Raw genomic sequence first — 23,434 nt, 5'->3', positions numbered from 1 at the left:
AATTCCTGTATTAGGAATTTCCTTTTTTGTAATCTTCCAAAAATTTGGCCAACCCGATATCGGTCAATGGATGTTTCAATAATCCTTCAATAGAAGATAATGGGCCTGTCATAACATCGGCACCCAATTTGGCGCAGTCAATAACATGCATGGTATGACGGATAGATGCGGCCAGAATTTCAGTTTCGAACCCATAGTTGTCATAAATCAAACGGATTTCCGCAATCAAGTTAAGACCATCGGTGGAAATATCGTCCAATCTGCCCAAGAACGGAGAAACATAAGTTGCTCCAGCTTTGGCCGCCAATAGCGCCTGACCTGGTGAGAAGACCAAAGTACAGTTGGTACGAATGCCTTTATCTGAAAAATATTTCAATGCCTTTACACCATCCTTGATCATAGGGACTTTAACTACGATTTGCTCGTGCAGTTCGGCCAGCTCCTCGCCTTCTTTCACCATTCCATCAAAATCGGTGGCAACAACTTCAGCAGAAACATCGCCATCAACAATGTTGCAGATGTCCACGTAATGTTTTAAAATATTATCCTTTCCTGTAATACCCTCTTTCGCCATTAGGGAAGGGTTGGTGGTCACACCATCCAACACGCCCAATTCCTGGGCTTCCTTAATTTGATCAAGATTGGCAGTATCAATAAAAAACTTCATTTCTAAGTATTTATAATTTGTTCGCTAATACGTGTAAAATTACAACTTATAATGGTTGAGGAGTAATTTTTCGTAGACTTTGTCCGGTAAAACATTCTTTAATCTAAGGGAAAACTTTTGTAAAAACGCTCCAACTGGGTTATGCACCTTAGGTTTTTTCTGGTTGATGATCCTGTGAACCGCCTCAGCCACTTGAATGGGATCTCCACCGCTATCCACATCCTCATCAATGCCTTTTAGGGTTTGACTGTACTTCTCCTCGTAAGCAGACCCCTTGATTACCGGGGAATGGTACCTGCCCGAAGCTATGTTGGTGGCGAAGTCTCCAGGGGCAACGTTGGTTATGGTCACCCCGAAATCCTTGGTCTCCATTCGGAGCGCCTCGGTAATAAGTCCCAAAGCACCTTTGGTGGCGGAATAAAAACCTCTAAAGGGCAATCCCATATAACCAGCAATGGATGTAATATTGATGATGGTTCCACCACCCTGTTTGCGCATTTGCGGCAAAACGGCTTTCATCACGTGTACGGGGCCGTGGAAGTTGGTGTCAAAAACGTGAAGAATCTCTTCGTGCGGAGTTTCTTCTATCGGCCCGGTGATGCCCACACCTGCATTGTTGATGAGCACATCCAATCTGCTTTCCTTAGAAATAACGTGGGAAACGGCATTTTGGATGCTTTCCACATCCTTTACGTCCAATTGAACAAGTTCGAATGCCTTAAAGTCTGGGTAATTTTTTGGATTTCGCGTAGTGCCATAAACGGTAAATCCTTTTTGGGTCAAATATGTTCCGATGGATTTACCAATACCTGAAGAACCGCCGGTGATCAGCACAACTTTTTTATCCATGATCATCTGATTTTTGGGTACAAAAAAAGGCAAGCTACCTACATCGCACCGCTACGACCACATACCCTTGCTGCGTTCCCGCCCTGGGGGATTCTGCAGGAGCTGGTCGTGTAGGACTTGCCGGTTGCAAATATACGACCTTTTATATTTGTGGCAATCCCAATTGATTCTTAATTTCGGTGTTTCACGATTAACGATTTATGACACAAGCAATAAGAACAATGGGTAAATTATTTTCCATCTCAGGGGCATTGCTCTTCTTTTTAGCATGCGGAGGGAGTGCCGACCCTGCCAAACATTTTTCCATTCAATTGGAAAACAAAGCGATACAGCAAAACCAACAAGTAGGTGTTGCCCTAAAGAACAAAAAGGACATCGAAATTTCCGACCTACATTATTATATGGATGGAAAGGAACTGGCCATTGAAAATGGAAAATTGACCTTGGACCTACCTACTCTAGGCAACAAAACCTTGGTGGCCAAGTTCAAAATTGAGGACCAAACTGTAGAAGTTGAGAAGGATATGAGGTTGCTGGCCGCATCCGCGCCAGAAGTATACACCTATGAGATTGTTGATAGTTACCCCCATGATACCGGTGCCTACACCCAAGGTTTGGAATTTAATAATGGGACATTGTACGAAAGCACAGGGAAAAGAGGCGGTTCCTCCGTTAGAAAACTAAATTTTGAGACTGGCGAAATCCTTCAGCAAATCGATATGGACAACACCATATTTGGGGAGGGCATTACCATAATGAATGATAAGCTTTACCAGCTTACCTGGCAAAGCGGGATGGGTTTTGTTTACGACATATCCAATCTGGAGAAAATCAAAAACTTTACCTATGGTAAAAGCCGCGAAGGATGGGGCCTTTGCAACGATGGCAGCAAAATCTTCAAAAGCGACGGCACTGAGAAAATATGGCTTCTTGACCCAGAAACATTGGAAGAACAAGGCTATATTGAAACGGCCACCAACAAATCCATTTTTAATATGGCCAACGAGCTAGAGTACGTAAATGGTAAAATCTATGCCAATGTTTACCAAAAGGAAAGTATGATGATCATAGATGCCACATCAGGGGCCATTGAGGGCGTCATCAACTTTGGGGGGCTCAAAAACAAGGTGAACAAGGGACCGGAATGGGACGAAGGCAATTCTGTGTTGAATGGAGTGGCCTATCACCCAGAAAGAGAAACCTTTTTTGTGACTGGCAAAAACTGGGACAGGCTTTTTGAGGTCAAAATCCGTAAAAAAGAGTAATGAAGACCTATTCCCAAGTTTTTGATGTAGTCCCGAGCGATTTGGACGACCTGAACCATGTAAACAATATTCGGTATGTAGAATGGATTCAGGATATTTCCAAAAAACATTGGAAACATGTTACCTCCGAAGAAATCCAACAATCCATGATTTGGGTTGTAAGGAACCATAATATTACTTATCATAAATCGGCCGTGTTGGGAAACACCATCTTACTGAAAACTTATATCAAAAGCAACAAAGGCCCTATTTCTACGAGGGTGGTGGAAATCAAAAATAAAACTACAGGTGAACTCTTGGTAAAAGCGGCTACGGAATGGTGCTTATTGGACGCCAAAACCTTTCGTCCTAAACGCGTTCCAGAAGACATTGAGGCCCTTTTCATGGACTAAACCCCGGCCAAACCTCTGTAAGATGCTGTATTTCATCGAAATATAGCCCTATATCCTAAAATACACTTGTCAAAAATTTTGTAACCGGGACAACAAATCGTAATATAGTAGTGAACCAAACGTAAACTAAACCTATTTGTTGAACCTATTACACGCAACCTTGACCATTTTACCTTCCCTATTTTCCTAAATTCCAATACTTGTTGAAACAACCATTTTTTTACGTTCAAGCCTTCCAAAAAGATGAGGTGAAAATTTACAATTAAATCTGTTTTAACGATTTTTTAGGGAAAAGTGTAGGAAAATAGCTCGATTTAAGGGGAAACCCATAGTTTTTTTAAGGGAAAACTGCAATGAGTTTTTTTTGTGCGTTAGTAACTTGCAATCAGCAAATTGCACATGGAATACACCTACAACATAATCGACTCCGATGCGACCTCAAAGCTTCAACTACAACTCTATTTGGATGAGTACGAAGATTTGGTATGTGCAGGTGTGGACACCACGGCTTCCGCTGGACTCAATTCTATTTTAAAATATAATCCGGATTTGGTGCTCATCAACCTTGGTGAAGATGGTATGGATTACTTTCAGATGGTAACGGAACTGAACCAGTACATGCAAACGCTTCCTATTATAATAGGGTATGCAAAGACCAAGCAGTACGCTTACAATGCCATTAAGAGTGGTTTTTTTGATTATTGGATTCTACCGCACAATGAGTTTGATGTGAGAAAGACAATACTAAGATTAAGAAAACTGTATCCAAAACAAGATACTCCATCTACCATTTGCCTTAAATCTTATAAGGACTATAGGTATTTGGATACCAAAAACATCCTTTATCTTAAATCCGACAACAACACCACGGATTTCTACATGAAGGATGGTACCGTGATAAGTGCCTTTAAAACCTTGAAATCTTTCGAGGATAAACTTCCAAAGGATTTCATACGCGTGCACCAGAGCTATATTCTTAATAGTCGCTATGTTTCCCGTATCAATTACGGCAAGTCCATTTGTAGCCTAAATCAAGGAGAAGAAGAGGAACTCCCGTTTTCCAAAACTTACAAAGACAAGGTGGATCAATTGAAAGAAATGCTCTCCAAAACAGTGACAAAAGCCCTTAATTAGCAAAATTCTTGCAGATTACCGCATAATTCTAACAGACTTCCTTAGAATACTACTCCCTTTAGATATATACTTCCTTGGCTTAAAATGCCCTGTACTTTAGCTGCATAAACTTAATATTCATACCAAAACTTATCATTATGAAAAAATTACTTAGCATTTTAGCAGTGGCATTACTAACAGTTGGATTCTACTCTTGTGAAGCCGAAACAGATGTACAGGACACCGAAGCAATGTTCGAGCAATTGACAGTAGATCAAAATGCAACTGATGGTGAAGTATCTGAGCAAGATGGTCGTGGTGACAATTAATAATCATAAATGGATTGTAATACAATAACCAACTTAGTACGAAATATAGCTTTAATTCCCGTTTTGTTAATTTTGCTTTTTAATCAAAAGGACGAATCATCAATACAAAATAACTATACGTCCCTAAATAAAAACGAGAATCTAAAGCATTATCAAAGAAAGTTACTTAAATATCAGGTGCATGCCGGATTTTTAAAACACAGCATAATCAGATTAGAGCAAACTGTCAACGATAGTCGGGAACTTTAAATTGATATTGAACATACAACTCAGCCCCAAACACTAAAAATTTGGGGCTTTTTTTGTTACCTTGGATATATAAACGAACCAAATCAGTTTGAAAAACGGAATACTTATACTAATAAGCATACTTCTTTTGGGATGCTCCCAGCAACGGCCAAAAGAGAAAAATGTTACCTCTAACCCCGAGGTAAATACCATCCAAGAACTATTGAATATTGCCAAAACCTCCAAGGAATTGTCCCTCGAAGACCGCAAAGCGTATCTAAGAGATGCTGAAGCCAAGGTGTTAGCAATGTCATCCGACACCACCAAACTGGAACAGCTCTCGCAGGTTTCACTAACCTATATGAAGTTAAAGGACTCCTTGGGTTTTAGAAAATCGAATGCTGAACTCTTAAGATTATCCAAAAAAGTAAAGGCCAACAAGATATTAGGGTACTCTTATTGGGACCTTGCCTCATTCATGGAAAATGAAGGAGTCATGGACAGTGCATTTTACCATTATCGAAAAGCTTTGGAAAATTTTGAAAAGCTACCAAAGGATTCAACTTCTCAATCGCTAATGGCAAGAATGTTTTACGGTATGGCCAGGGTCCAGGATTCCTATAAGGATTATTTGGGCGGGGAAGCCAGTGCCACAGCCGCCATAGAAATCTTTGATGACCTGGGAGATGATTATCGATTATATAATGCATACAATGTGTTGGGTATTTTGGCCAATGGGTTGGGTAATAGCTCAAAGGCAATAGAGTCTTATGAAAAAGCGAAGGACTATATTGCAAAATCGAATAGAGAAAATAAAACCCAATTAATATGGAAAATCCAAAATAATATTGCCAGCACCTATCTCAATGAGGAGAATTTTGAAAAGGCCAAAGAGGCGTTCGTTGAATTACTAGCTAACCATGAATTAAAAGAGAGTTTACCGCAGACTTACGAAAAAGCAATTGGAAGTTATGCGTTTTCCCTTCTCAAAGCTGATAAGAATATCGAAAAAGCTGAAGAACTTTTAAGGGAGGCCTTTACAATGAACTCTGCAACCGGAGATCTCTATGATCAGGCTAGGCTCCATTACTACTACGCCGAAGTATTGGCCACAAAAGGAGATACCGTACAAGCCATTGCCCAGGCCAAAGAGTCCTACGCCATAGCTAGAGAAACTTATAACAACGACCGTTCGTTGGATGCGCTAAAACTATTAACGAAGCTTGATACTGCCAAAGCATCTGCCTATGCCGAAGAATACTATCAATTAAATGAAACCATAAGCGAGGAAGAACGCACCAAGAGAGACAAATTTGCACGGATACGATTGGAAACGGACGAAATTATCGAGGAAAACCAAATCCTGACCAAAGAAAAGCAGGTGTGGGTATACTCCGCTATATTACTGATTATCTTCGGTGTAGGGTTCATGCTCATGGTTTCGTTGTACGTAAACAACAATCAGTTAAAATTTAAGCAAAAGCAACAGGAAAGCAACCAAGAAATTTACAACCTCCTACTTTCTCAACAAGGTAAGTTCGAGGAAGGGAAGCAATTGGAACAAAAACGGATTTCCGAAGAACTACACGACGGGATATTGGGTGAAATGCTGGGAATACGCCTCATTTTAAGTGGACTCAACGAACGTGATGACCCAGCTTCCATACAGCAACGAGCTGGGCTTATCGAAAAACTGCAAGAGCTGGAAGAAGAAATCAGAACCATTTCGCACGAACTGAACCATGCGGCGTACAAAAAATTTCATAATTTTATTGTGTCTCTTGAAAACATGATCGTGGAGATTGAAAAATCTTCGGGCATTACGTGTTCCTTTACTTATGACCCTGAAATACATTGGGACGATTTATTGGGGGACATTAAGATCAATGCTTACAGGATTATTCAAGAATCGCTGAAAAACTGTGTAAAACATGCCAAAAGTCAACATGTTACCATATCGTTCCATGCTATGGACGATAAGTTAAAGTTGATCATTACAGATGATGGCGTTGGCTTTGATGTAAACAAAAAGAAAAAAGGAATTGGCCTTAGGAATATTGTTTCAAGGGTCAAAAAAATAAAAGGAACTCTGGATATTGACAGTAAACGGGGCCAGGGAACTTCTATTAAAATTCTAATCCCCGCAAAATATACGGATGTAAAAACACCTGAAGAACATAAATTAATAAATGCTTAGTTCCCCAGATACAATAATAGAACCTACCATGAAAACATTGAGAATACTGGCCATAGACGACCACGAAATGACTATGCTCGGGTATAAATTTATACTGGAGAGCATTAATTTTGACGGCTATAACATTATTGTGGATACGGCGACTTCCTATCATGCGGGCAAAAAGCTCATAGAGGATTCAGTGAGTACCTTTCAGTATGATATTTTGTTCTTGGATGTACAATTGTTCGCCCCGAACGAAGATCAACCCTACACAGGTGAAGATTTGGGGATTTTGGCGCGTAAGATTGTGCCCAGTAGCAAAATCGTTTTCATGTCTTCTTTTAGTGACAATTTCAGAATCAATAGTATCTTAAAATCAGTTGACCCGGACGGGTATTTGGTAAAGACTGATATTGACCCCAAAACACTTGAAGATGCGGTCAAGACCATAATGTTGGACCCACCGTATTATTCTTCAAAAGCTCTTGGTGCCATTAGAAAGAAAATGGCCAATGATATAGAAATCGATGAGAAGGATAAACAAATTCTTTATCATTTATCCAAAGGAACCAAGAACAAAGACCTTGAGAAGTTTATCAGGCTTTCCCCCTCTTCCATTGAAAACAGAAAACGCCATTTAAAGACCCTATTCGGAACAGAGAACGAAAATGATCTGGCCCTTATATTGGCTGCAAAAAACAGAGGTTTTATTTAGTGATCACTGTCCAAAAAATTGGCCTCAACTCGATTCTGTGGTTCGTTTTCAATATTTTTTTCAAAAAAATCTTACAAACAAGGGGAAAACCCTAGAATTTTTAAGGATAATCTGTAATCCCATGCAAAAGATTCATCCTAACTTTATGTTGAAAGAATATAAGAATTCAATCAACACCACATGTCATCTTCAAATAGATCAAAAAAAAATTATAAGTACGCTGGTCCAAAAACCTATGAGGCCACAGATGGACTGGACGATTTTCTTAGAGTTCTAGAAAAGTATTTTTTTGCGACCGCAAAAGTAAAGTGCAAACACGATTCCCTAAACAATAGAACGGACCTTATTATAGATTTGTTTCACAATTTTGGAATTGCCGAATGCTTAAGGCATTTCAACAATGGCGATTGGGGCGGGTATAACTTTGCCGAGGAAAGCCGTTCCAACATTTCTTCCTCTCTTAACAAAGCACTTCAAGTGCTTAACCAAAAGAGTGCCTATCCAACTGATATTATGGAGCTTTCGATGCATTTTAAAGATACTTCAATAATCATTTCGAGATTGTACAGACATAGTATTCCCGAGCATGCAAGCAATATATTGACATTAGTTGGCAAACACTTTGTTTATTTTACCAAAGGATTGACTGAAATGCCTTATGAAATTTTTGTGCCGGTTTTTGAGGACACATCCATAGAAGACGACCCTTTCAAGGTGAATATAGAGACCAGCTATGATAATTACTGGGGGCTATATTTTGATAAAGGGAACCAAGAGCACGAAGCCTTGATCTATTCTCTCCAACAAAAGAAATTTTACGAGGAAAGCATATTCCTCTTCGAATAATATTCCACTAGCAAATACTAAGCACTGAACAAAGGTCGCGATTTCATCAAGTCGTTGACCTTTTGTTTTATTTCAGCTACCTTCTTCTCATTCCCTGCATCGGTGATGATCTCATCAATAAAGCCCACAACCGTCTCCATATCCGCCTCCTTGAGACCTCTAGTGGTAATGGCTGAAGTACCAAAACGGATTCCAGAGGTGATGAACGGTGATTTATCATCAAAAGGCACCATATTCTTGTTCGCAGTAATGTCGGCTTTTACCAATACCTCTTCCGCTTCTTTACCAGAAATATCTTTGTTCCGTAGGTCTATCAGCATCATATGATTGTCCGTACCTCCGGAAATTACTTTGTAATCCCTGTCCATAAAAGCTTTGGCCATGGCAGCAGCGTTCTTTTTCACTTGAACCATGTAGTGCAAATAGTCATCGGTAAGTGCTTCGCCAAAGGCAATGGCCTTGGCAGCGATGATGTGCTCCAAAGGTCCTCCTTGATTCCCTGGGAACACAGCCAAATCCAACAAAGCTGACATTTTTCTCAAGTTTCCATTCTTTAGTTTGATGCCGAATGGATTATCAAAATTCTCTCCCATCAAAATAAGACCGCCACGTGGGCCACGTAGGGTTTTATGGGTAGTTGTGGTAACAATATGGCAATGTGGAATGGGATCGTTCAAAATACCTTTGGCTATCAAACCAGCCGGATGCGAAATATCGGCCAACAAAATAGCACCGACACTATCTGCAATCTCACGGAATCGTTTAAAGTCCATATCCCTTGAATAGGCCGAAGCACCGGCAATGATCAATTTGGGCTTTTCCTTGTCCGCAATCTCCTGAATTTTGTCGTAGTTCAACATGCCGGTCTCCTCATCAACCCCATAAAAAACCGGATTGTACAATTTCCCGGAGAAATTTACGGGTGAACCGTGGGTCAAATGCCCTCCATGGGACAAATCAAAACCTAAAATTTTATCTCCTGCATTCAGACAGGCATGGTAAACAGATGCATTGGCCTGTGAACCCGAGTGGGGCTGTACATTAGCATAAGCTGCCCCAAAAAGTTCCTTGGCACGATCAATGGCCAATTGTTCCACTTGGTCAACAACTTCGCAACCGCCATAATAGCGCTTTCCGGGATATCCTTCGGCATATTTGTTCGTAAGCACGGAGCCTGCAGCCTCCATTACTTGCGGACTTACAAAGTTTTCGGAAGCTATTAGTTCAATACCCTCCAACTGTCTTTCCTTTTCTTGTGCTATAAGTTCAAAAATCTTCTGGTCTCGTTGCATGTTGCCCATTGTTTAATTAAGGGCGTAAAATTACGAATTGAAAGGGGATTTCCATCTATAAAAATAAGGTTGAGATGTAATTTTATTAAACGGCAATTAACAATTCTGTGAAAAAATCAAATCCTGTACAGCCCTCCATTTAAAAGGGTTTTTATTGAAGATATACTACAATATCACCTTTTTCGTTAATAGGATGAGGATTTTTGGCACAGCTATTGAATTCCCCCTAAACAACCATAAAGTTGACCAATATGAAAAAACTTTTACTCTTAACCACAATTATAGTTTTAAGCGCTTGCAGTGGCGTAAAGAAAACACAAGAGGCCTTGAATACGGGGAATTATTCCACCGCCATGAACAAGGCCATTAAGAATTTGGCCGAGAACAAAACCAAGAAAGGGCATCAGGAATACATTATCCTTTTGGAAGAAGCATTTGCCAAAAATGCCGCTAGGGAACAGCAGGAAATTGCTTTTCTTCAAAATGATGGGAACCCGGCCAACTTGGAGACTATCTACAACAAATATTTACAATTAAAACAGATTCAACAGCGCATCAGGCCACTATTGCCGTTGTATATTGAAGATGAAGGCAGAACGGCCGAGTTCAATTTTGTGGACTACGACAACAGCATTTTGAACACTAAGGATGATTTTTCCGAACATCTGTACCAAAACGCCTCCAATCTGTTGGCTTCCGCAAAATACAAGGCAGATTACAGAACAGCCTACGAAGATTTAAAATATTTGCAGGAAATAAATCCAGGCTACAGGGAAACTGTATCCAAAATGGATGAAGCCTATAACAAGGGACTCGAATTTGTAAGGGTGGATATTGCTAATCAAACACAGCAGATCATTCCAGAACGTTTGGAATCCGAACTTTTGGATTTTAATGCCTTTGGAATCGACAACTTCTGGTTGCAATACCATACCACTCCTTTGGCCAATGTAAAATATGATTATGCGATGAATCTTGATTTTATGGAAATCAATGTATCGCCAGAGCGTATCAATGAGACACAAGTCATCAAAGAAAGACAAATCAAAGATGGCTGGGAATATCTTTTAGACCGCGAAGGCAACGTCGTAAAAGATAGCTTGGGGAACAAGATAAAAATTGACAAGATGCGCACGGTAACCTGTAAATTGTTTCAGTTTACACAAACTAAAACCGCACAAATCGGTGCAAAGGTTAGTTTCACGGATTTACGGAACGGGCAGGTAATCAACTCCTATCCCCTATCTAGTGAGTTCTTTTTCGAGCATATTTTCGCCAATTACCAAGGTGACAAAAGAGCTTTGGAGGACGATTTAATGTTGTACCTGAACGCAAGGGAAGTACCTTTCCCTTCCAACGAACAAATGGTCTACGATGCAGGTGAGGACCTTAAACTACGGCTCAAGAGCATCATCTCAAAATATCAGTTCAACTAAAAGATTGTGTCACATCGAGCTCAGTCGGGATGTTTTAAGTTCTCGACTGCGCTCGAACTGACATGAACTTCTTCTTTTTTATAAATACTTCATAAAGTCCATTTCCGAAATGGCCCCGTGCGAGGTATGAAAAACCACCTCCCCGTTTTTGACCACCAATAATTGGGGTGACTCGTGCCTAACTTCAAATTTATCGGCTATGGTGTTGGACACATCCCTGTGGTCCTGTATCGTTAAAAAATAGAGGTCCACATCCGTATCCATATCAAAAGAATCGGTGAACATCCCCAAAACCATCCTACTGATTCCACAAGTGCTGGAATGCTTATAGATGACTTGGGATTTGTTTTTTGATTTTTCCACGATTTCCTCCAATTGGGCAACGGATTCCAATGTAATCCAAGGCAATGCTTTCTTTTCCTTTTTCTCTTTCTTTCCGAAGACGCTGTCAAATATTCCCATAATACAAATTTACAGGATAAGTCGGGAGCGACCAAAAAGCTTACAACTGACGAAATGTCTCGCTATTGCTGATTTTTCAAGACATTTTGACCGTAATCATGTATTGGTAGGATTGTTGACATTCCTTTACAAAAACAACAGCAATGAACTTTAATAATTTTACCATAAAATCACAAGAAGCCATTCAGAGGGCCCAGCAATTGGCCCAAGAATTTGGGCATCAACAAATAGAAAACGAACACTTGTTCAAGGCTATCGCCGAGGTCGATGAAAACGTGTTGCCTTTCATTTTGAAAAAATTGAACGTCAATACCAATCTCATCAACCAAATATTGGACAAGGAACTCCAGAGCTTTTCAAAAGTATCGGGAGGGGAAATCATGCTTTCCAGAGAAGCTGGAAAAACCGTCAACGAAGCAAGCATCGTGGCCAAAAACATGGGCGATGAATACGTTTCCGTTGAACACCTATTATTGGCCATTTTCAAATCCAAAAGTAAAGTCGCCCAAATCCTAAAGGATCAGGGAGTGACCGAAAAAGATTTGAAAGCAGCCATTGAAGAACTACGCAAGGGCGGTAAGGTGACATCACAAAGCGCGGAGGAAACTTATAATTCACTGGACAAATATGCGAACAACCTCAACCAAATGGCCGATAGTGGCAAATTGGACCCCGTAATCGGACGGGACGAGGAAATCCGTAGGGTTTTGCAGATTTTATCCAGACGCACCAAGAACAACCCCATGTTGGTAGGTGAGCCCGGTGTGGGTAAAACAGCCATTGCCGAAGGCTTGGCACATCGAATCATTCAAGGGGATGTACCCGAAAACCTGAAAGATAAAGTCATTTATTCCCTGGATATGGGTGCGCTTATTGCGGGTGCCAAATATAAAGGAGAGTTCGAGGAACGCTTGAAAGCCGTAATCAAAGAGGTAACCTCATCGGACGGGAACATTGTGCTCTTTATTGATGAGATCCACACCTTGGTGGGTGCAGGTGGCGGACAAGGCGCGATGGATGCCGCAAACATCCTGAAGCCTGCTTTGGCGCGTGGCGAATTGCGGGCCATTGGCGCCACTACGTTGGACGAGTATCAAAAGTATTTTGAAAAGGATAAAGCCTTGGAGCGTAGGTTCCAGAAAGTGATGGTGGACGAGCCCGATACCGAGAGTGCCATTTCCATCCTTAGGGGAATCAAGGAAAAATATGAGGCACACCACAAGGTCCGTATCAAGGACGAAGCTGTAATCGGTGCCGTGGAGTTATCACAACGCTACATTACCAATAGGTTTTTGCCGGATAAGGCCATAGACCTTATGGATGAGGCAGCTTCCAAACTTCGTATGGAAATCAACTCCAAACCCGAGGAATTGGATGTGCTCGACCGTAAAATAATGCAATTGGAGATTGAGTTGGAGGCCATCAAAAGGGAAAACGATACGTCTAAATTGAAAACCTTGAATTTGGATCTCGCCAACCTTAAGGAAGAACGAAACGAAATCTTTGCCAAATGGGAAAGCGAAAAAACCGTGGTGGACAACATCCAAAAAACAAAAGAGGATATTGAAAACTATAAGATTGAGGCCGAACGTGCCGAACGAAACGGCGATTACGGAAAAGTGGCCGAATTGCGCTACGGCAAAATAAAGGAGGCCCAAGAACGATTGGAAAAACTCCAAGATGAGTTGGCGGAACAGCAAACTGCGGGCACCTTGATCAAAGAGGAAGTCACTTATGAGGACATTGCCGAAGTAGTTGCCAAGTGGACGGGCATTCCAGTGAACAAGATGATGCAGAGCGAACGCGAAAAACTCCTGAAACTGGAAGATGTACTGCACAAACGGGTAGTTGGTCAAGATGAGGCGATTATCGCGGTATCCGATGCCATACGAAGAAGCAGAGCGGGATTGCAGGACGCCAAAAAGCCCATCGGTTCGTTTCTATTCTTGGGTACAACCGGTGTAGGTAAGACCGAGCTGGCCAAAACCTTGGCCGCCTATCTGTTCGATGATGAAAACGCCATCACAAGGATAGATATGAGCGAATACCAAGAGCGCCACTCCGTGAGCCGATTGGTAGGTGCGCCTCCAGGGTATGTGGGTTATGATGAGGGAGGTCAGTTGACCGAAGCCGTGAGAAGGAAACCCTATTCCGTCATCTTGTTGGATGAGATTGAAAAAGCACACCCCGATACCTTCAACATCTTATTGCAAGTATTGGATGAAGGAAGGTTGACCGATAACAAAGGTCGCGTAGCCGATTTCAAGAACTCCATCATTATAATGACGAGTAATATGGGAAGCCACATCATTCAGGAGAAGTTTGAAGATGCCGTAGATGTGGAAAGTGCTTCCGAGGCAGCAAGGGTAGAAGTGCTGGGATTGCTTCGTAAGACCATCAGACCCGAGTTTTTGAACCGTATTGATGACATCATCATGTTTGCTCCATTGAGCAAATCGGACATCAAGGATATTGTGGGATTGCAATTGGAAAACTTGAAGAAAATGTTGGCCAAGCAAAACATTACCCTCGATGCTACCCAAGAAGCGATAGACTACTTGGCAGCAAAAGGTTTCGACCCTCAATACGGCGCTCGACCTGTAAAACGATTGATTCAGAAAGAGGTCTTGAACAACCTTTCCAAAGAGTTGTTGTCAGGAAAAATAACCTCCGACAGCATAGTGCTCTTGGATTCCTTTGACGATCAGTTGGTGTTCAGAAATCAAGATGAATTGGTAGAATAATTCTCCAAATAAATTTCAGTCATGAAATCCCCTCCCCTGACTTCTCGGGAGGGGATTTTTATTTATATCATATTTTACTGTCAAAATTTTAGAAATCTACAACTTTTGAATGCCATTACATTTAAATCCTTATTTTAGCTCAAAACCATATCCTAAATATGCCACTGATCATTGCCGTCCTAGGTATTTTACTGCTCTTCTTGCTTATCGCAAAATTTAAACTCAATGCTTTTCTGTCCTTCATTATCGTATGCCTGTTTGTAGGCATTTTTCAAGGAATGGAACTGGCAAATTTGGTACAATCCATACAAAGGGGAATAGGAAACACATTGGGCTTTCTGGTTCTTATTCTGGGGCTTGGGGCCATGTTGGGGAAATTGGTGGCCGATAGCGGCGCCGCTCAACAGATCACGACGCAATTGGTCAACAAATTTGGCGTAAAACACGTGCAATGGGCCATGGTGGTCACTGGTTTTATTGTAGGTATCCCGATGTTCTACTCCGTGGGCTTTGTTATTTTGATACCCTTGGTCTTTACCGTAGCCTTTTCAACGGGATTACCCTTGCTTTATGTGGGATTGCCCATGCTTACCTCTTTATCTGTAACGCATGGCTACCTTCCTCCCCACCCCGCTCCAACGGCCATTGCTGCCATGTTCAATGCGGATATTGGCAAAACATTAATGTACGGTCTTATTGTCGCCATACCAGCAATAATAGTAGCGGGACCCTTGTTTGCCCGTACAATTAAAAAAATTGAGGCAAAACCATTAAAAGAGTTTTACAATGCCGAGCCCATACCCCAGGAACAGTTGCCATCGACCGCAACAAGTATTTTAACCGCCCTGTCCCCAATCATCTTTATCGGGGTTGGTATTGCTGCCGAGCAATTTTTGGAAGAAGGCGTACTCAGAAATATACTCACCTTTATAGGTAATCCCGTGATAGCTTTGCTGATTTCGGTACTTATTGCCATCTACTCACTTGGGCTCGTCAAAGGCAAGGAAATGAGTACCATTATGGATTCCCTGTCCACTTCCGTTTCCAGTATTACCATGATTCTATTGATCATTGCTGGAGCTGGGGCATTAAAGGAAGTTTTGATAGACAGTCAAGTAAGCGAATATATTGCCGACAGCTTAAAAGGGTCAAGCATTTCACCTTTGGTACTGGCCTGGCTCATTGCCACCGCCATACGCGTTAGTGTAGGGTCCGCCACCGTTGCAGGACTTACTGCCGCAGGTATTGTACTTCCGCTGGCTTCGGGCACGGGAACAAGCCCAGAGTTAATGGTTTTGGCCATCGGCTCGGGAAGTTTAATGCTTTCCCACGTCAACGATACGGGCTTTTGGATGTTCAAGGAATATTTTAACCTTTCAGTGAAGGAAACCCTTTCCACTTGGACCGTTATGGAAACCTTGGTCGGCGTTATGGGACTCTTGGGCGTTTTGGCCATCAACAGTATAATCTAACAATAAAACTTATGGAATCACCATCAAAAAGAATGGAGGCATTGAACCTCCAATTACCTCCTGCCCCGCCACCTGCGGGCGTGTATCGACCTGTTTTAGTGGTCGGTAATTTTTTGTACGTATCGGGTCAAGGGCCGGTTAATTTGGATGGCTCCCTAATGACGGGGCGTGCTGGAGACGATCTTGATGAGGATCAGGCCAAACTGGCGGCTCGTCAGGTGGGATTGACCATGCTATCCACGATTACGACACACTTTGGAAGCTTGGACAAAATCAAAAGAATGGTAAAAGTATTGGGCATGGTGAATTGCACTCCAGACTTTGGGAAACAACCCTACGTGATCAATGGTTTTAGTGAACTGATGGCCGATATTTTTGGAGAAGAGAACGGAATCGGATCGCGAAGTGCGGTCGGTATGATGCTTCCAGGAAATATTGCAGTAGAAATTGAAGCTATTTTTGAACTTCACCAATAAAACCCCTCATGTTTATATTTGATGCCCATCTCGACCTTTCCATGAACGCCATGGAATGGAACAGAGACCTTACCCTTCCAGTTGCCGAAATACGTGACCGTGAACAGGGAATGACGGACAAACCGGACCGAGGCAAGAATACCGTTTCCTTGCCCGCTATGCGAGAAGGCAACATTGGCCTATGCATGGCCACCCAAATTGCACGTTTTGTAAAAAAAGGCAGTCCCTTACCTGGTTGGCATTCACAGCATCAAGCTTGGGCACAAACGCAAGGGCAACTGGCTTGGTACAAAACCATGGAGGCGGCAGGTGAAATGGTCCAAATCAAAGATATTCAAGGCTTGGAATCCCACCTCAAACTCTGGAAGAGCGATGCACCAAAAAAACCTATCGGATATATTTTAAGTTTGGAAGGGGCCGACTCCATTGTAGATTTGAGCTATTTGGAAAAATCCTATGAATCAGGCCTCAGAGCTATCGGTCCAGCTCATTACGGTCCTGGGATTTATGCCCATGGCACCGATTCGGTGGGAGGAATAGGTCAAAAAGGAAAGGATTTGCTCAAAAAAGTGGAAGAGCTCAACATTATCTTGGATGCCACCCACCTTTGCGATAAAAGCTTTTGGGAGACCATGGATATCTACAATGGACCAGTTTGGGCCAGCCACAATAATTGCAGGGAATTGGTGGACCATAATCGCCAGTTTTCCGATGAACAGATCAAAGAGCTTATTAGCCGGGACGCTGTAATCGGCGTTGCATTGGATGCCTGGATGATGGTTCCCAATTGGGTACGTGGTAAATCCACCCCAAAGGAAATGAACGTGACCTTGGAAATCGCGGTGGATAATATAGATCACATATGCCAGTTGGCAGGGAATACCGACCATGTTGGTATTGGAACCGACCTCGACGGTGCCTTCGGAAAAGAACAGAGCCCATATGACCTGGACACTATTGCAGATCTTCAAAAAATTCCAGATCTATTGACGAAGAGAGGTTACACGAGCACGGATATTGAAAAAATTATGAACCAAAACTTTATTGATTTCTTAAGAAGGGTTTGGTCCAAACACTGATCAAGTTCCATTCTTTATCATTCCACCCAAAAACAAAATGGGTATTGGAAAGGTATTTTATTCCAAGAAACATGTTAAAATTCAGGGTTTTGACCGTTTAAATACCAAACAGTATTTGATTTTTTATATCTTAGATTCGACCAACAGCAACCTATTCCATGTCCAAGAAAGCAGAACGAACCACCGCTTATATTATTGAAACCGTAGCGCCTATTTTCAATAAGCACGGCTATATAGGTACAAGCATGAGCGACCTTACCGAGGCCACAGGGCTTACCAAAGGGGCCATATACGGCAATTTTGAAAATAAAGAGGCTCTGGCGCTATCGGCTTTTGAACACAATCGGAACATGTTGTTGCAAGCTATTGATGATAAACTTAGCACTGGAACCGAAGCGTTGGCCAGATTGTATTCCCTTTTGAATTTTTACAAGCAGTACGACGTTTTTACCCTTCCCATGGGTGGATGCCCACTGTTGAACGTGGGAATAGATGCCCAAGGCAACAACAAGCTTTTGGCCGCGGCCGTGAAAGAAACCATTAAGGATATTGAAGGAAAAGTTGCCCTTATCTTGGAAAATGGTGCCAAACAGAACGAAATTAAACTTCCTGTCCCCCCACTACAATTTGCAAAGCAACTGTTTACCATGGTTCAAGGTGCCGTGGCCATGAGCACCATGACACAGGACCGAAAGTATTTGGTCAATACCATTACGTATCTGGAGTTTTTGGTAAAACAGGAGCTTAAAAAGTAAAGCAACCTATCCAGCTTTTAAAATTGAAACCGTTTGTCATTCCGACAGAGTAAAGCGGCGAGGAATCTCCCATTATTGAATTTGAGAAGAGATTTCTCACCAGGTTCGAAATGATATTATACCCTAAAAATTAATTACCCTTCACCCTAAAAATCCAGGTCTTGTCCTCATACTGGCCAAAAAACTTGCTGTCGCGGGCTTTTCTGGCCTCATCCATGGTATTGTATCGTTCCAGATACACATAATTGTACTTGTTGAAGCTCCTATAAAAAGATTTCGGTTCCATACCCTTCTCCCGTAGTGTCTTCATAAAGTTGTCGAAGTACTTTTTGGTGCCGTATACATTGGCAATCAGATAAAAGCCAGGTTCCAGACCGTCTTCATTTTCAACTTCCTCGTATCTTTCATTGGGCTTCACCTCTACTGTCTGATTTTGAAGGCGCTCAATACTATCCTTCTTTCTTTGTAGTTCCATTTGCTCTTTGAGGCGTTGAACCTCTGCCAAGGAATCCTTCTCTCGTTCTATCCGTCTCCTGGCTTCAAGCTCCCTTTGTTCCTGCTCCAACCTTTGTCTCTCGACCTCTTCTTCAAGCGTATTCGATTCTTCAATCTTCTTTATCTTCGGTTTTGTTTTTCCAAAATGATAGGAGGCCAATATTTCTATGGAGGGTTCTTCCTCTACAAGAGAACCATCGGTTCCAAATTCCATCAGCCCACCAATAGAAAAGGATTTTGCGATGGTAACCCCTAAACCACCTGATGGACCGTAAAAGCTATTATAACCGCCCTGTACCCAGAATCTAGATGTGGAAAACAATCCATTCAGTCCAAATTGGGTATCGGCATTAGGCACCGTTTTGACATAGAGTACCGGGCGAATATAGCTCGCGCCAAGACCTGGGGAAAGTTCAACTGGAAAATCATTGCTCAATGTACCCGTAATGCTCTGAAAGTTGCCCACACTGCCGCTGTCGTTTCCTGAAATATTGAATCCGATGGCATTTTCAAAAGCTATCCCAGCACTGAATCTATTTACCAACAACCGCAGTCCGGGGGAAAATTGAACCTTAAGTCCCTCCAAATCCTCCAAGGCAATGGGGTCCAACTGATCATCTGGAACATATTGCTCATCCGCCACTGTTTGTTGATAGACGAATGTATTCAAGCCCGCCATTAACTTGATTCCCTCATCAAGTTCAAAGCCTTGGGAAAAATTCAAATTACCCCCTGTAAACAAAAATATACCCGTATTGTGCTGTAAAAATCCTATCGATGCCCCCGATGAAGTATTGAACTGATGCGTATAATTGGCAAAAATGGTCGTCGGGTCCCCATCGATTGTTTGCCATTGCCAACGCGTCCATACCGAAAGGGAGTTCGGATTGTTCCAATCCAAAGCATAGGTAGGATTAAATAAACCTGCATTGAACTGTGTTAACGAATGTTGTCTAAAATCAGATGGCAGAACGGGCTCTTGTGCCCAGCTTGTCATGTAAATTGCCATTATAAACAAACAAACCAAATATTTTGGCATACGAGAAAATGAAAATTAAACGTTACTTTTAGGCTAATTATCTAAAAAACACTCGTGAACTTTGAATAGAACCATGCGAACCATCAAACCTCTAATTATACTTGCATTTATATTCTTTGGAATAGTCAGCTGCAAAAAAGATACGAAAATTGGGGAAGATCCTATTATTTCCACCTTCTATTTTATTAGACATGCAGAAAAAGATAGAACCGACCCAGAAAACGCGGATCCAGAGCTCAATCAAGATGGGTTGGATAGGGCCATTCGTTGGGCCGAAGTTTTTGATGCCATTCCTTTGGACATGGTATATTCTACCAATTACGAGCGCACCTCAATGACGGCTGCTCCAACTTCTGTAAAAAAAGATATTGACATTACATACTATGATCCCAGCACATTTGATGTGGAAGAGTTCAAATTGATCAATGAAGGTAAAAATGTTTTGGTCGTTGGACATAGCAACACTACACCAATGCTTGTAAACAAAGTAATTGGAGTGGAAAAGTACGGCCCAATGGACGATTCTGACAATGCCAGTCTGTTCATCGTACGAATCATTGATGGGGTACCGACCGATATTCGTTTAAAAATGGACTAGGTTTATTCTACCACAATATTTTTGAGCTCAATTTTACTTAAGAGTTCAAGCTCACCTTCGTTGTACAACTTTCCAATGTCCAAAATAGACGCTCCTTCTTTCTTAGGTTTATAATTTTCGTAATCTACAAATCGAATACCGTTGATATAGCGTTCATTGTAAGCTTTTCTAAAGCGTTGACCACCTCCGTTCACATGAAAGTCATACGCTAAATAATCAGGTTTAAATGATTCTTTATCAAACCAATACAGATAAGTATCCTCAAAATCTTCACCCCCGCCCTGTTGGTCAAACGTTACCTTTACTTTGTAATATTCTTTGTTTTTGATAGTCTCCTTGCCCAAAAGTTCTTTGTTGACGGCTGCATCGTTCAATCCATAGGGCAACCGCACAAAATAATGCACCGAGTTGATGGAATTGGCATATTTCACCGCCATGGTATCGTGGACCATCACCAAAGAATCGTTCATATAACGTTCAAAATCGTCTCCTCGTTTCACATCAATAATGGTAGTGGAGTCCAAATCTGAGATACGTTTATATACACGTTGCCCATCCATATTTTCAGAAACATAACCTTTGTCCCTAAAATCAAAAGTCACTCTGTACTCGTCAAAACGTTTTCCTCCGCTATCGGCAATGGAATTATCCACGATTTGCTGCACTGTCAATTCTTTTTTGGATTCTTGCTTGCATGCGATGACAAAAACAAGTATCAGAGGAATTAAAATTCTTTTCATGAGTTGGTTTTGGTAGTTATTCGTAAAATCTAGTGTAACATTACAATTTTCTTGGCAAAGAGTTTATATTTTTGTCCACGATGCAGAAAAATATCAACATAAAAAATAGAAGGGCCCGATTCGATTACGAAATTCTGGACACCTACATGGCAGGTATTGTTTTAGGTGGTACCGAAATAAAATCACTTCGAGAGGGCAAGGCTTCCATTTCACAAAGTTTTTGTGAGTTTAATGACAAAGGGGAACTGTTCGTAGTCAACATGCAGATTGATGAATACAGCCACGCAAGTCATTTCAACCACGCTCCAAAGGCTGTACGTAAATTGTTGCTGAACAAGCGGGAACTAAAAAAGCTCCATAAAGAAGTGGCCACCACAGGGCTCACCATTGTCCCGCTGAAGGTTTTTATAAATGATAGAGGTCTCGCCAAGATGAACATTGGCCTGGCCAAGGGTAAAAAGTTGTATGATAAACGGGAAACCATCAAAAGCCGTGATAGCAAACGGAACTTGGACCGAATCAAAAAAAGTTTCAACAACTAGTTCTTGTCTTCCAGCAAGGGCACAAAACGGAACGAACCGAATTCCTTCTTTTCAAATTCCTTTTCAGATTTTCGTACGAACAAAGTCATGATTTGTTCATCTGTCCCCACGGGAATCACCAACCTGCCCCCTACTTTCAATTGAGCCATTAGAGGCCTTGGTACTTCAGGAGCCCCAGCGGTTACGATAATACCATCAAAAGGAGCTTCTTCAGGCAATCCTTTGTAACCATCACCAAAAATCATTTTCTTGGGACGGTAATGCATTTTATTAAAAAATAAGCTGGTGGTCTTGAACAGTTCCAACTGACGTTCAATAGTATAAACCTTAGCGCGTAAATGCATTAAAACAGCCGTTTGATACCCGCTCCCCGTACCAATTTCCAAAATTTTGGCATTGGGCTTCACTTCCAATAATTCTGTTTGAAAAGCCACAGTATAAGGTTGTGAAATGGTCTGGTCAGCCCCAATGGGAAACGCCTTATCCTGATACGCATGGTCCTCAAAGCTACTATCCAAAAACAAGTGTCTCGGTATCGTTTTTATAGCATCAAGTACCTTATTGTCGGTAACTCCTTTGGCAGCAACTATATCGGCCAAGTTCTTGCGCATTCCCCTATGTTTGAGTGTATCCTTCATGGTCTGTGGTCTGGTGGCACGAATTTATAAAGTTCCTAAAAATATCCCCTTAGTTCCGTTCAAAAATTTATGGAAACTGACATCATATCCGTATTTTTGACCAAAACAGGTATTATGCTAAAAGTTGGTGTCCTGGGAGCGGGACATTTAGGAAAAATACACCTAAGGCTCTTAAACCAATCAGATAAATACGAACTCGTCGGGTTTTATGATCCAGATGAAATCAATGCAAAAAAAGTAGCGGCAGAATTTGGGTATACCCACTACGATAACATCAATAATTTGATGGATGCCGTGGATGTTGTTGATATTGTAACACCTACCTTGTCGCATTTTGATTGTGCCAAAAAAGCCACCCAAAAAGGCAAGCATATCTTCATAGAAAAACCAATTACCAATACGCTTGAGGAAGCTGAAGAATTATTGGAGCTTTCCAAAAAACACAATGTAAAAGGGCAAGTTGGACATGTGGAGCGCTTTAACCCCGCATTTTTGGCGGTAAAGAACAAAATTGAGAACCCCATGTTCATCGAAACGCATCGTCTGGCGGAATTTAATCCCCGCGGAACCGATGTGCCTGTAGTGTTGGACTTGATGATACACGACATCGATGCCATTTTGAGCGTTGTTCCTTCCGAAGTGGAAAAAATTAACGCAAGCGGGGTCTCCGTGATAAGTCAGTCTCCCGATATCGCCAATGCACGCATACAGTTCAAAAATGGCTGCGTGGCCAACCTTACTGCCAGCAGAATCTCTTTGAAAAATATGCGAAAATCCCGCTTCTTTCAACGTGATGCCTACATCTCGGTGGATTTCTTGGAGAAAAAAGTTGAAGTGGTAAAAATGAAGGACGCTCCAGAAAAGCCTGGGGATTTTGATATGATCCTTCAAAATGCGGAAGGCGAGAAAAAGCAGATCTATTTTGAAAATCCTGAAATAGACGTAAACAACGCCATTTTGGATGAGCTGGAAACCTTTGCAGATGCCATCAACAACGATACCACGCCAATCGTAAGTTTGGAACAAGGCACCAACGCCCTACGCGTAGCCCTTCAGATAATAGAATCTTTTGATCAATAATCG

General features: G+C 41.7%; 23 protein-coding genes and 1 other RNA gene. 16 read left to right on the top strand and 8 right to left on the bottom strand.

Annotation, left to right across the window (positions count from 1 at the left end):
• Positions 1-10 precede the first annotated feature (10 nt).
• From fsa to ffs, 3 genes are all read right to left on the bottom strand, one after another.
• Positions 11-667: a fructose-6-phosphate aldolase gene (fsa, locus tag K1F36_RS06195; RefSeq protein WP_207033230.1), complete on the bottom strand. Its 657-nt coding sequence runs from the start codon at positions 665-667 to the stop codon at positions 11-13.
• A 39-nt stretch (positions 668-706) separates the two neighbouring features.
• A complete protein-coding gene (locus K1F36_RS06190) occupies positions 707-1,516 on the bottom strand; it encodes an SDR family oxidoreductase (protein WP_220113023.1) in 810 nt (269 codons plus the stop codon).
• Between the two features lie 24 nt (positions 1,517-1,540).
• Positions 1,541-1,639: signal recognition particle sRNA small type (gene ffs / locus K1F36_RS06185), an RNA gene on the bottom strand.
• Positions 1,640-1,737: 98 nt separating this feature from the next.
• Here ffs and K1F36_RS06180 point away from each other — a divergent pair.
• The 7 genes from K1F36_RS06180 to K1F36_RS06150 all read left to right on the top strand — a co-directional run bounded on the left by K1F36_RS06180 (position 1,738) and on the right by K1F36_RS06150 (position 8,583).
• The gene (locus tag K1F36_RS06180) at positions 1,738-2,781 is read left to right on the top strand and encodes a glutaminyl-peptide cyclotransferase (RefSeq protein ID WP_220113022.1); all 1,044 of its coding nucleotides are present in this window, start codon (positions 1,738-1,740) and stop codon (positions 2,779-2,781) included.
• Positions 2,781-3,173, top strand: coding sequence for an acyl-CoA thioesterase (locus K1F36_RS06175; RefSeq protein ID WP_220113021.1), 393 nt, complete (start codon positions 2,781-2,783; stop codon positions 3,171-3,173). The genes K1F36_RS06180 and K1F36_RS06175 overlap by 1 nt, the downstream gene beginning before the upstream one ends.
• 399 nt (positions 3,174-3,572) lie before the next feature.
• Positions 3,573-4,307: a LytR/AlgR family response regulator transcription factor gene (locus tag K1F36_RS06170; RefSeq protein WP_220113020.1), complete on the top strand. Its 735-nt coding sequence runs from the start codon at positions 3,573-3,575 to the stop codon at positions 4,305-4,307.
• A gap of 137 nt (positions 4,308-4,444) precedes the next feature.
• Positions 4,445-4,615, top strand: a complete 171-nt coding sequence (locus K1F36_RS06165) for a hypothetical protein (protein WP_220113019.1) — start codon at positions 4,445-4,447, stop codon at positions 4,613-4,615.
• Positions 4,616-4,952: 337 nt separating this feature from the next.
• Positions 4,953-7,040, top strand: coding sequence for a tetratricopeptide repeat-containing sensor histidine kinase (locus tag K1F36_RS06160; RefSeq protein WP_220113018.1), 2,088 nt, complete (start codon positions 4,953-4,955; stop codon positions 7,038-7,040).
• Positions 7,041-7,068: 28 nt separating this feature from the next.
• A complete protein-coding gene (locus K1F36_RS06155) occupies positions 7,069-7,737 on the top strand; it encodes a response regulator (RefSeq protein WP_207033215.1) in 669 nt (222 codons plus the stop codon).
• A gap of 180 nt (positions 7,738-7,917) precedes the next feature.
• Positions 7,918-8,583 carry a hypothetical protein gene (locus tag K1F36_RS06150; RefSeq protein ID WP_220113017.1) on the top strand — a complete coding sequence of 222 codons (666 nt, stop codon included), beginning with the start codon at positions 7,918-7,920 and terminating at the stop codon, positions 8,581-8,583.
• A 17-nt stretch (positions 8,584-8,600) separates the two neighbouring features.
• Here the strand turns inward: K1F36_RS06150 and glyA are convergent, their stop codons facing one another.
• Complete coding sequence (gene glyA, locus K1F36_RS06145) at positions 8,601-9,875, bottom strand: serine hydroxymethyltransferase (protein ID WP_220113016.1); 1,275 nt, start codon at positions 9,873-9,875, stop codon at positions 8,601-8,603.
• A gap of 251 nt (positions 9,876-10,126) precedes the next feature.
• Here glyA and K1F36_RS06140 point away from each other — a divergent pair, with 251 nt between their 5' ends.
• Positions 10,127-11,311 (top strand): hypothetical protein, encoded by a 1,185-nt coding sequence (locus K1F36_RS06140; protein ID WP_220113015.1) that lies wholly within the window; start codon positions 10,127-10,129, stop codon positions 11,309-11,311.
• Between the two features lie 78 nt (positions 11,312-11,389).
• Here the strand turns inward: K1F36_RS06140 and ytxJ are convergent, their stop codons facing one another.
• Positions 11,390-11,773 carry a bacillithiol system redox-active protein YtxJ gene (ytxJ, locus tag K1F36_RS06135; protein WP_220113014.1) on the bottom strand — a complete coding sequence of 128 codons (384 nt, stop codon included), beginning with the start codon at positions 11,771-11,773 and terminating at the stop codon, positions 11,390-11,392.
• A 143-nt stretch (positions 11,774-11,916) separates the two neighbouring features.
• Between ytxJ and clpB the strand changes: the two genes are divergently transcribed.
• The 5 genes from clpB to K1F36_RS06110 all read left to right on the top strand — a co-directional run bounded on the left by clpB (position 11,917) and on the right by K1F36_RS06110 (position 18,299).
• Positions 11,917-14,517, top strand: a complete 2,601-nt coding sequence (gene clpB, locus K1F36_RS06130) for an ATP-dependent chaperone ClpB (protein WP_220113013.1) — start codon at positions 11,917-11,919, stop codon at positions 14,515-14,517.
• 158 nt (positions 14,518-14,675) lie between these two features.
• Positions 14,676-15,989: a gluconate:H+ symporter gene (locus K1F36_RS06125; protein ID WP_220113012.1), complete on the top strand. Its 1,314-nt coding sequence runs from the start codon at positions 14,676-14,678 to the stop codon at positions 15,987-15,989.
• Between the two features lie 11 nt (positions 15,990-16,000).
• Complete coding sequence (locus tag K1F36_RS06120; RefSeq protein ID WP_220113011.1) at positions 16,001-16,465, top strand: RidA family protein; 465 nt, start codon at positions 16,001-16,003, stop codon at positions 16,463-16,465.
• An 8-nt stretch (positions 16,466-16,473) separates the two neighbouring features.
• Positions 16,474-17,544 carry a dipeptidase gene (locus K1F36_RS06115; RefSeq protein WP_220113010.1) on the top strand — a complete coding sequence of 357 codons (1,071 nt, stop codon included), beginning with the start codon at positions 16,474-16,476 and terminating at the stop codon, positions 17,542-17,544.
• Positions 17,545-17,702: 158 nt separating this feature from the next.
• Positions 17,703-18,299, top strand: a complete 597-nt coding sequence (locus tag K1F36_RS06110) for a TetR/AcrR family transcriptional regulator (protein WP_220113009.1) — start codon at positions 17,703-17,705, stop codon at positions 18,297-18,299.
• Positions 18,300-18,429: 130 nt separating this feature from the next.
• On the opposite strand, the gene K1F36_RS06105 is transcribed toward K1F36_RS06110, so the two are convergent.
• Positions 18,430-19,833: a PorP/SprF family type IX secretion system membrane protein gene (locus K1F36_RS06105; RefSeq protein ID WP_258538954.1), complete on the bottom strand. Its 1,404-nt coding sequence runs from the start codon at positions 19,831-19,833 to the stop codon at positions 18,430-18,432.
• 73 nt (positions 19,834-19,906) lie between these two features.
• Between K1F36_RS06105 and K1F36_RS06100 the strand changes: the two genes are divergently transcribed.
• On the top strand, positions 19,907-20,431 hold the full coding sequence (locus tag K1F36_RS06100; protein WP_220113007.1) for a SixA phosphatase family protein: 525 nt from the start codon (positions 19,907-19,909) through the stop codon (positions 20,429-20,431).
• A gap of 2 nt (positions 20,432-20,433) precedes the next feature.
• Here the strand turns inward: K1F36_RS06100 and K1F36_RS06095 are convergent, their stop codons facing one another.
• The gene (locus K1F36_RS06095) at positions 20,434-21,171 is read right to left on the bottom strand and encodes a DUF6503 family protein (protein ID WP_220113006.1); all 738 of its coding nucleotides are present in this window, start codon (positions 21,169-21,171) and stop codon (positions 20,434-20,436) included.
• An 80-nt stretch (positions 21,172-21,251) separates the two neighbouring features.
• Between K1F36_RS06095 and smpB the strand changes: the two genes are divergently transcribed.
• A complete protein-coding gene (gene smpB / locus K1F36_RS06090) occupies positions 21,252-21,713 on the top strand; it encodes an SsrA-binding protein SmpB (protein ID WP_207033336.1) in 462 nt (153 codons plus the stop codon).
• Here smpB and K1F36_RS06085 read toward each other — a convergent pair.
• Positions 21,710-22,351, bottom strand: a complete 642-nt coding sequence (locus K1F36_RS06085) for a protein-L-isoaspartate(D-aspartate) O-methyltransferase (RefSeq protein WP_220113005.1) — start codon at positions 22,349-22,351, stop codon at positions 21,710-21,712. The genes smpB and K1F36_RS06085 overlap by 4 nt on opposite strands.
• A gap of 114 nt (positions 22,352-22,465) precedes the next feature.
• On the opposite strand from K1F36_RS06085, the gene K1F36_RS06080 reads away from it, so the two are divergent.
• The gene (locus K1F36_RS06080; RefSeq protein WP_220113083.1) at positions 22,466-23,431 is read left to right on the top strand and encodes a Gfo/Idh/MocA family protein; all 966 of its coding nucleotides are present in this window, start codon (positions 22,466-22,468) and stop codon (positions 23,429-23,431) included.
• Positions 23,432-23,434 lie beyond the last annotated feature (3 nt).

The sequence above is a fragment of the Flagellimonas abyssi genome, from assembly GCF_019457905.1.
GTDB lineage: Bacteria > Bacteroidota > Bacteroidia > Flavobacteriales > Flavobacteriaceae > Flagellimonas > Flagellimonas abyssi.
This window is presented reverse-complemented; position numbering and strand designations above follow the sequence as displayed.

Coding starts and splice junctions, on each gene's coding strand:
- fsa (WP_207033230.1), bottom strand. CDS start 667: ATGAAGTTTTTTATTGATACTGCCAATCTTGATCAAATTAAGGAAGCC.
- K1F36_RS06190 (WP_220113023.1), bottom strand. CDS start 1,516: ATGGATAAAAAAGTTGTGCTGATCACCGGCGGTTCTTCAGGTATTGGT.
- K1F36_RS06180 (WP_220113022.1), top strand. CDS start 1,738: ATGGGTAAATTATTTTCCATCTCAGGGGCATTGCTCTTCTTTTTAGCA.
- K1F36_RS06175 (WP_220113021.1), top strand. CDS start 2,781: ATGAAGACCTATTCCCAAGTTTTTGATGTAGTCCCGAGCGATTTGGAC.
- K1F36_RS06170 (WP_220113020.1), top strand. CDS start 3,573: ATGGAATACACCTACAACATAATCGACTCCGATGCGACCTCAAAGCTT.
- K1F36_RS06165 (WP_220113019.1), top strand. CDS start 4,445: ATGAAAAAATTACTTAGCATTTTAGCAGTGGCATTACTAACAGTTGGA.
- K1F36_RS06155 (WP_207033215.1), top strand. CDS start 7,069: ATGAAAACATTGAGAATACTGGCCATAGACGACCACGAAATGACTATG.
- K1F36_RS06150 (WP_220113017.1), top strand. CDS start 7,918: ATGTCATCTTCAAATAGATCAAAAAAAAATTATAAGTACGCTGGTCCA.
- glyA (WP_220113016.1), bottom strand. CDS start 9,875: ATGCAACGAGACCAGAAGATTTTTGAACTTATAGCACAAGAAAAGGAA.
- K1F36_RS06140 (WP_220113015.1), top strand. CDS start 10,127: ATGAAAAAACTTTTACTCTTAACCACAATTATAGTTTTAAGCGCTTGC.
- ytxJ (WP_220113014.1), bottom strand. CDS start 11,773: ATGGGAATATTTGACAGCGTCTTCGGAAAGAAAGAGAAAAAGGAAAAG.
- clpB (WP_220113013.1), top strand. CDS start 11,917: ATGAACTTTAATAATTTTACCATAAAATCACAAGAAGCCATTCAGAGG.
- K1F36_RS06125 (WP_220113012.1), top strand. CDS start 14,676: ATGCCACTGATCATTGCCGTCCTAGGTATTTTACTGCTCTTCTTGCTT.
- K1F36_RS06120 (WP_220113011.1), top strand. CDS start 16,001: ATGGAATCACCATCAAAAAGAATGGAGGCATTGAACCTCCAATTACCT.
- K1F36_RS06115 (WP_220113010.1), top strand. CDS start 16,474: ATGTTTATATTTGATGCCCATCTCGACCTTTCCATGAACGCCATGGAA.
- K1F36_RS06110 (WP_220113009.1), top strand. CDS start 17,703: ATGTCCAAGAAAGCAGAACGAACCACCGCTTATATTATTGAAACCGTA.
- K1F36_RS06105 (WP_258538954.1), bottom strand. CDS start 19,833: ATGCCAAAATATTTGGTTTGTTTGTTTATAATGGCAATTTACATGACA.
- K1F36_RS06100 (WP_220113007.1), top strand. CDS start 19,907: ATGCGAACCATCAAACCTCTAATTATACTTGCATTTATATTCTTTGGA.
- K1F36_RS06095 (WP_220113006.1), bottom strand. CDS start 21,171: ATGAAAAGAATTTTAATTCCTCTGATACTTGTTTTTGTCATCGCATGC.
- smpB (WP_207033336.1), top strand. CDS start 21,252: ATGCAGAAAAATATCAACATAAAAAATAGAAGGGCCCGATTCGATTAC.
- K1F36_RS06085 (WP_220113005.1), bottom strand. CDS start 22,351: ATGAAGGATACACTCAAACATAGGGGAATGCGCAAGAACTTGGCCGAT.
- K1F36_RS06080 (WP_220113083.1), top strand. CDS start 22,466: ATGCTAAAAGTTGGTGTCCTGGGAGCGGGACATTTAGGAAAAATACAC.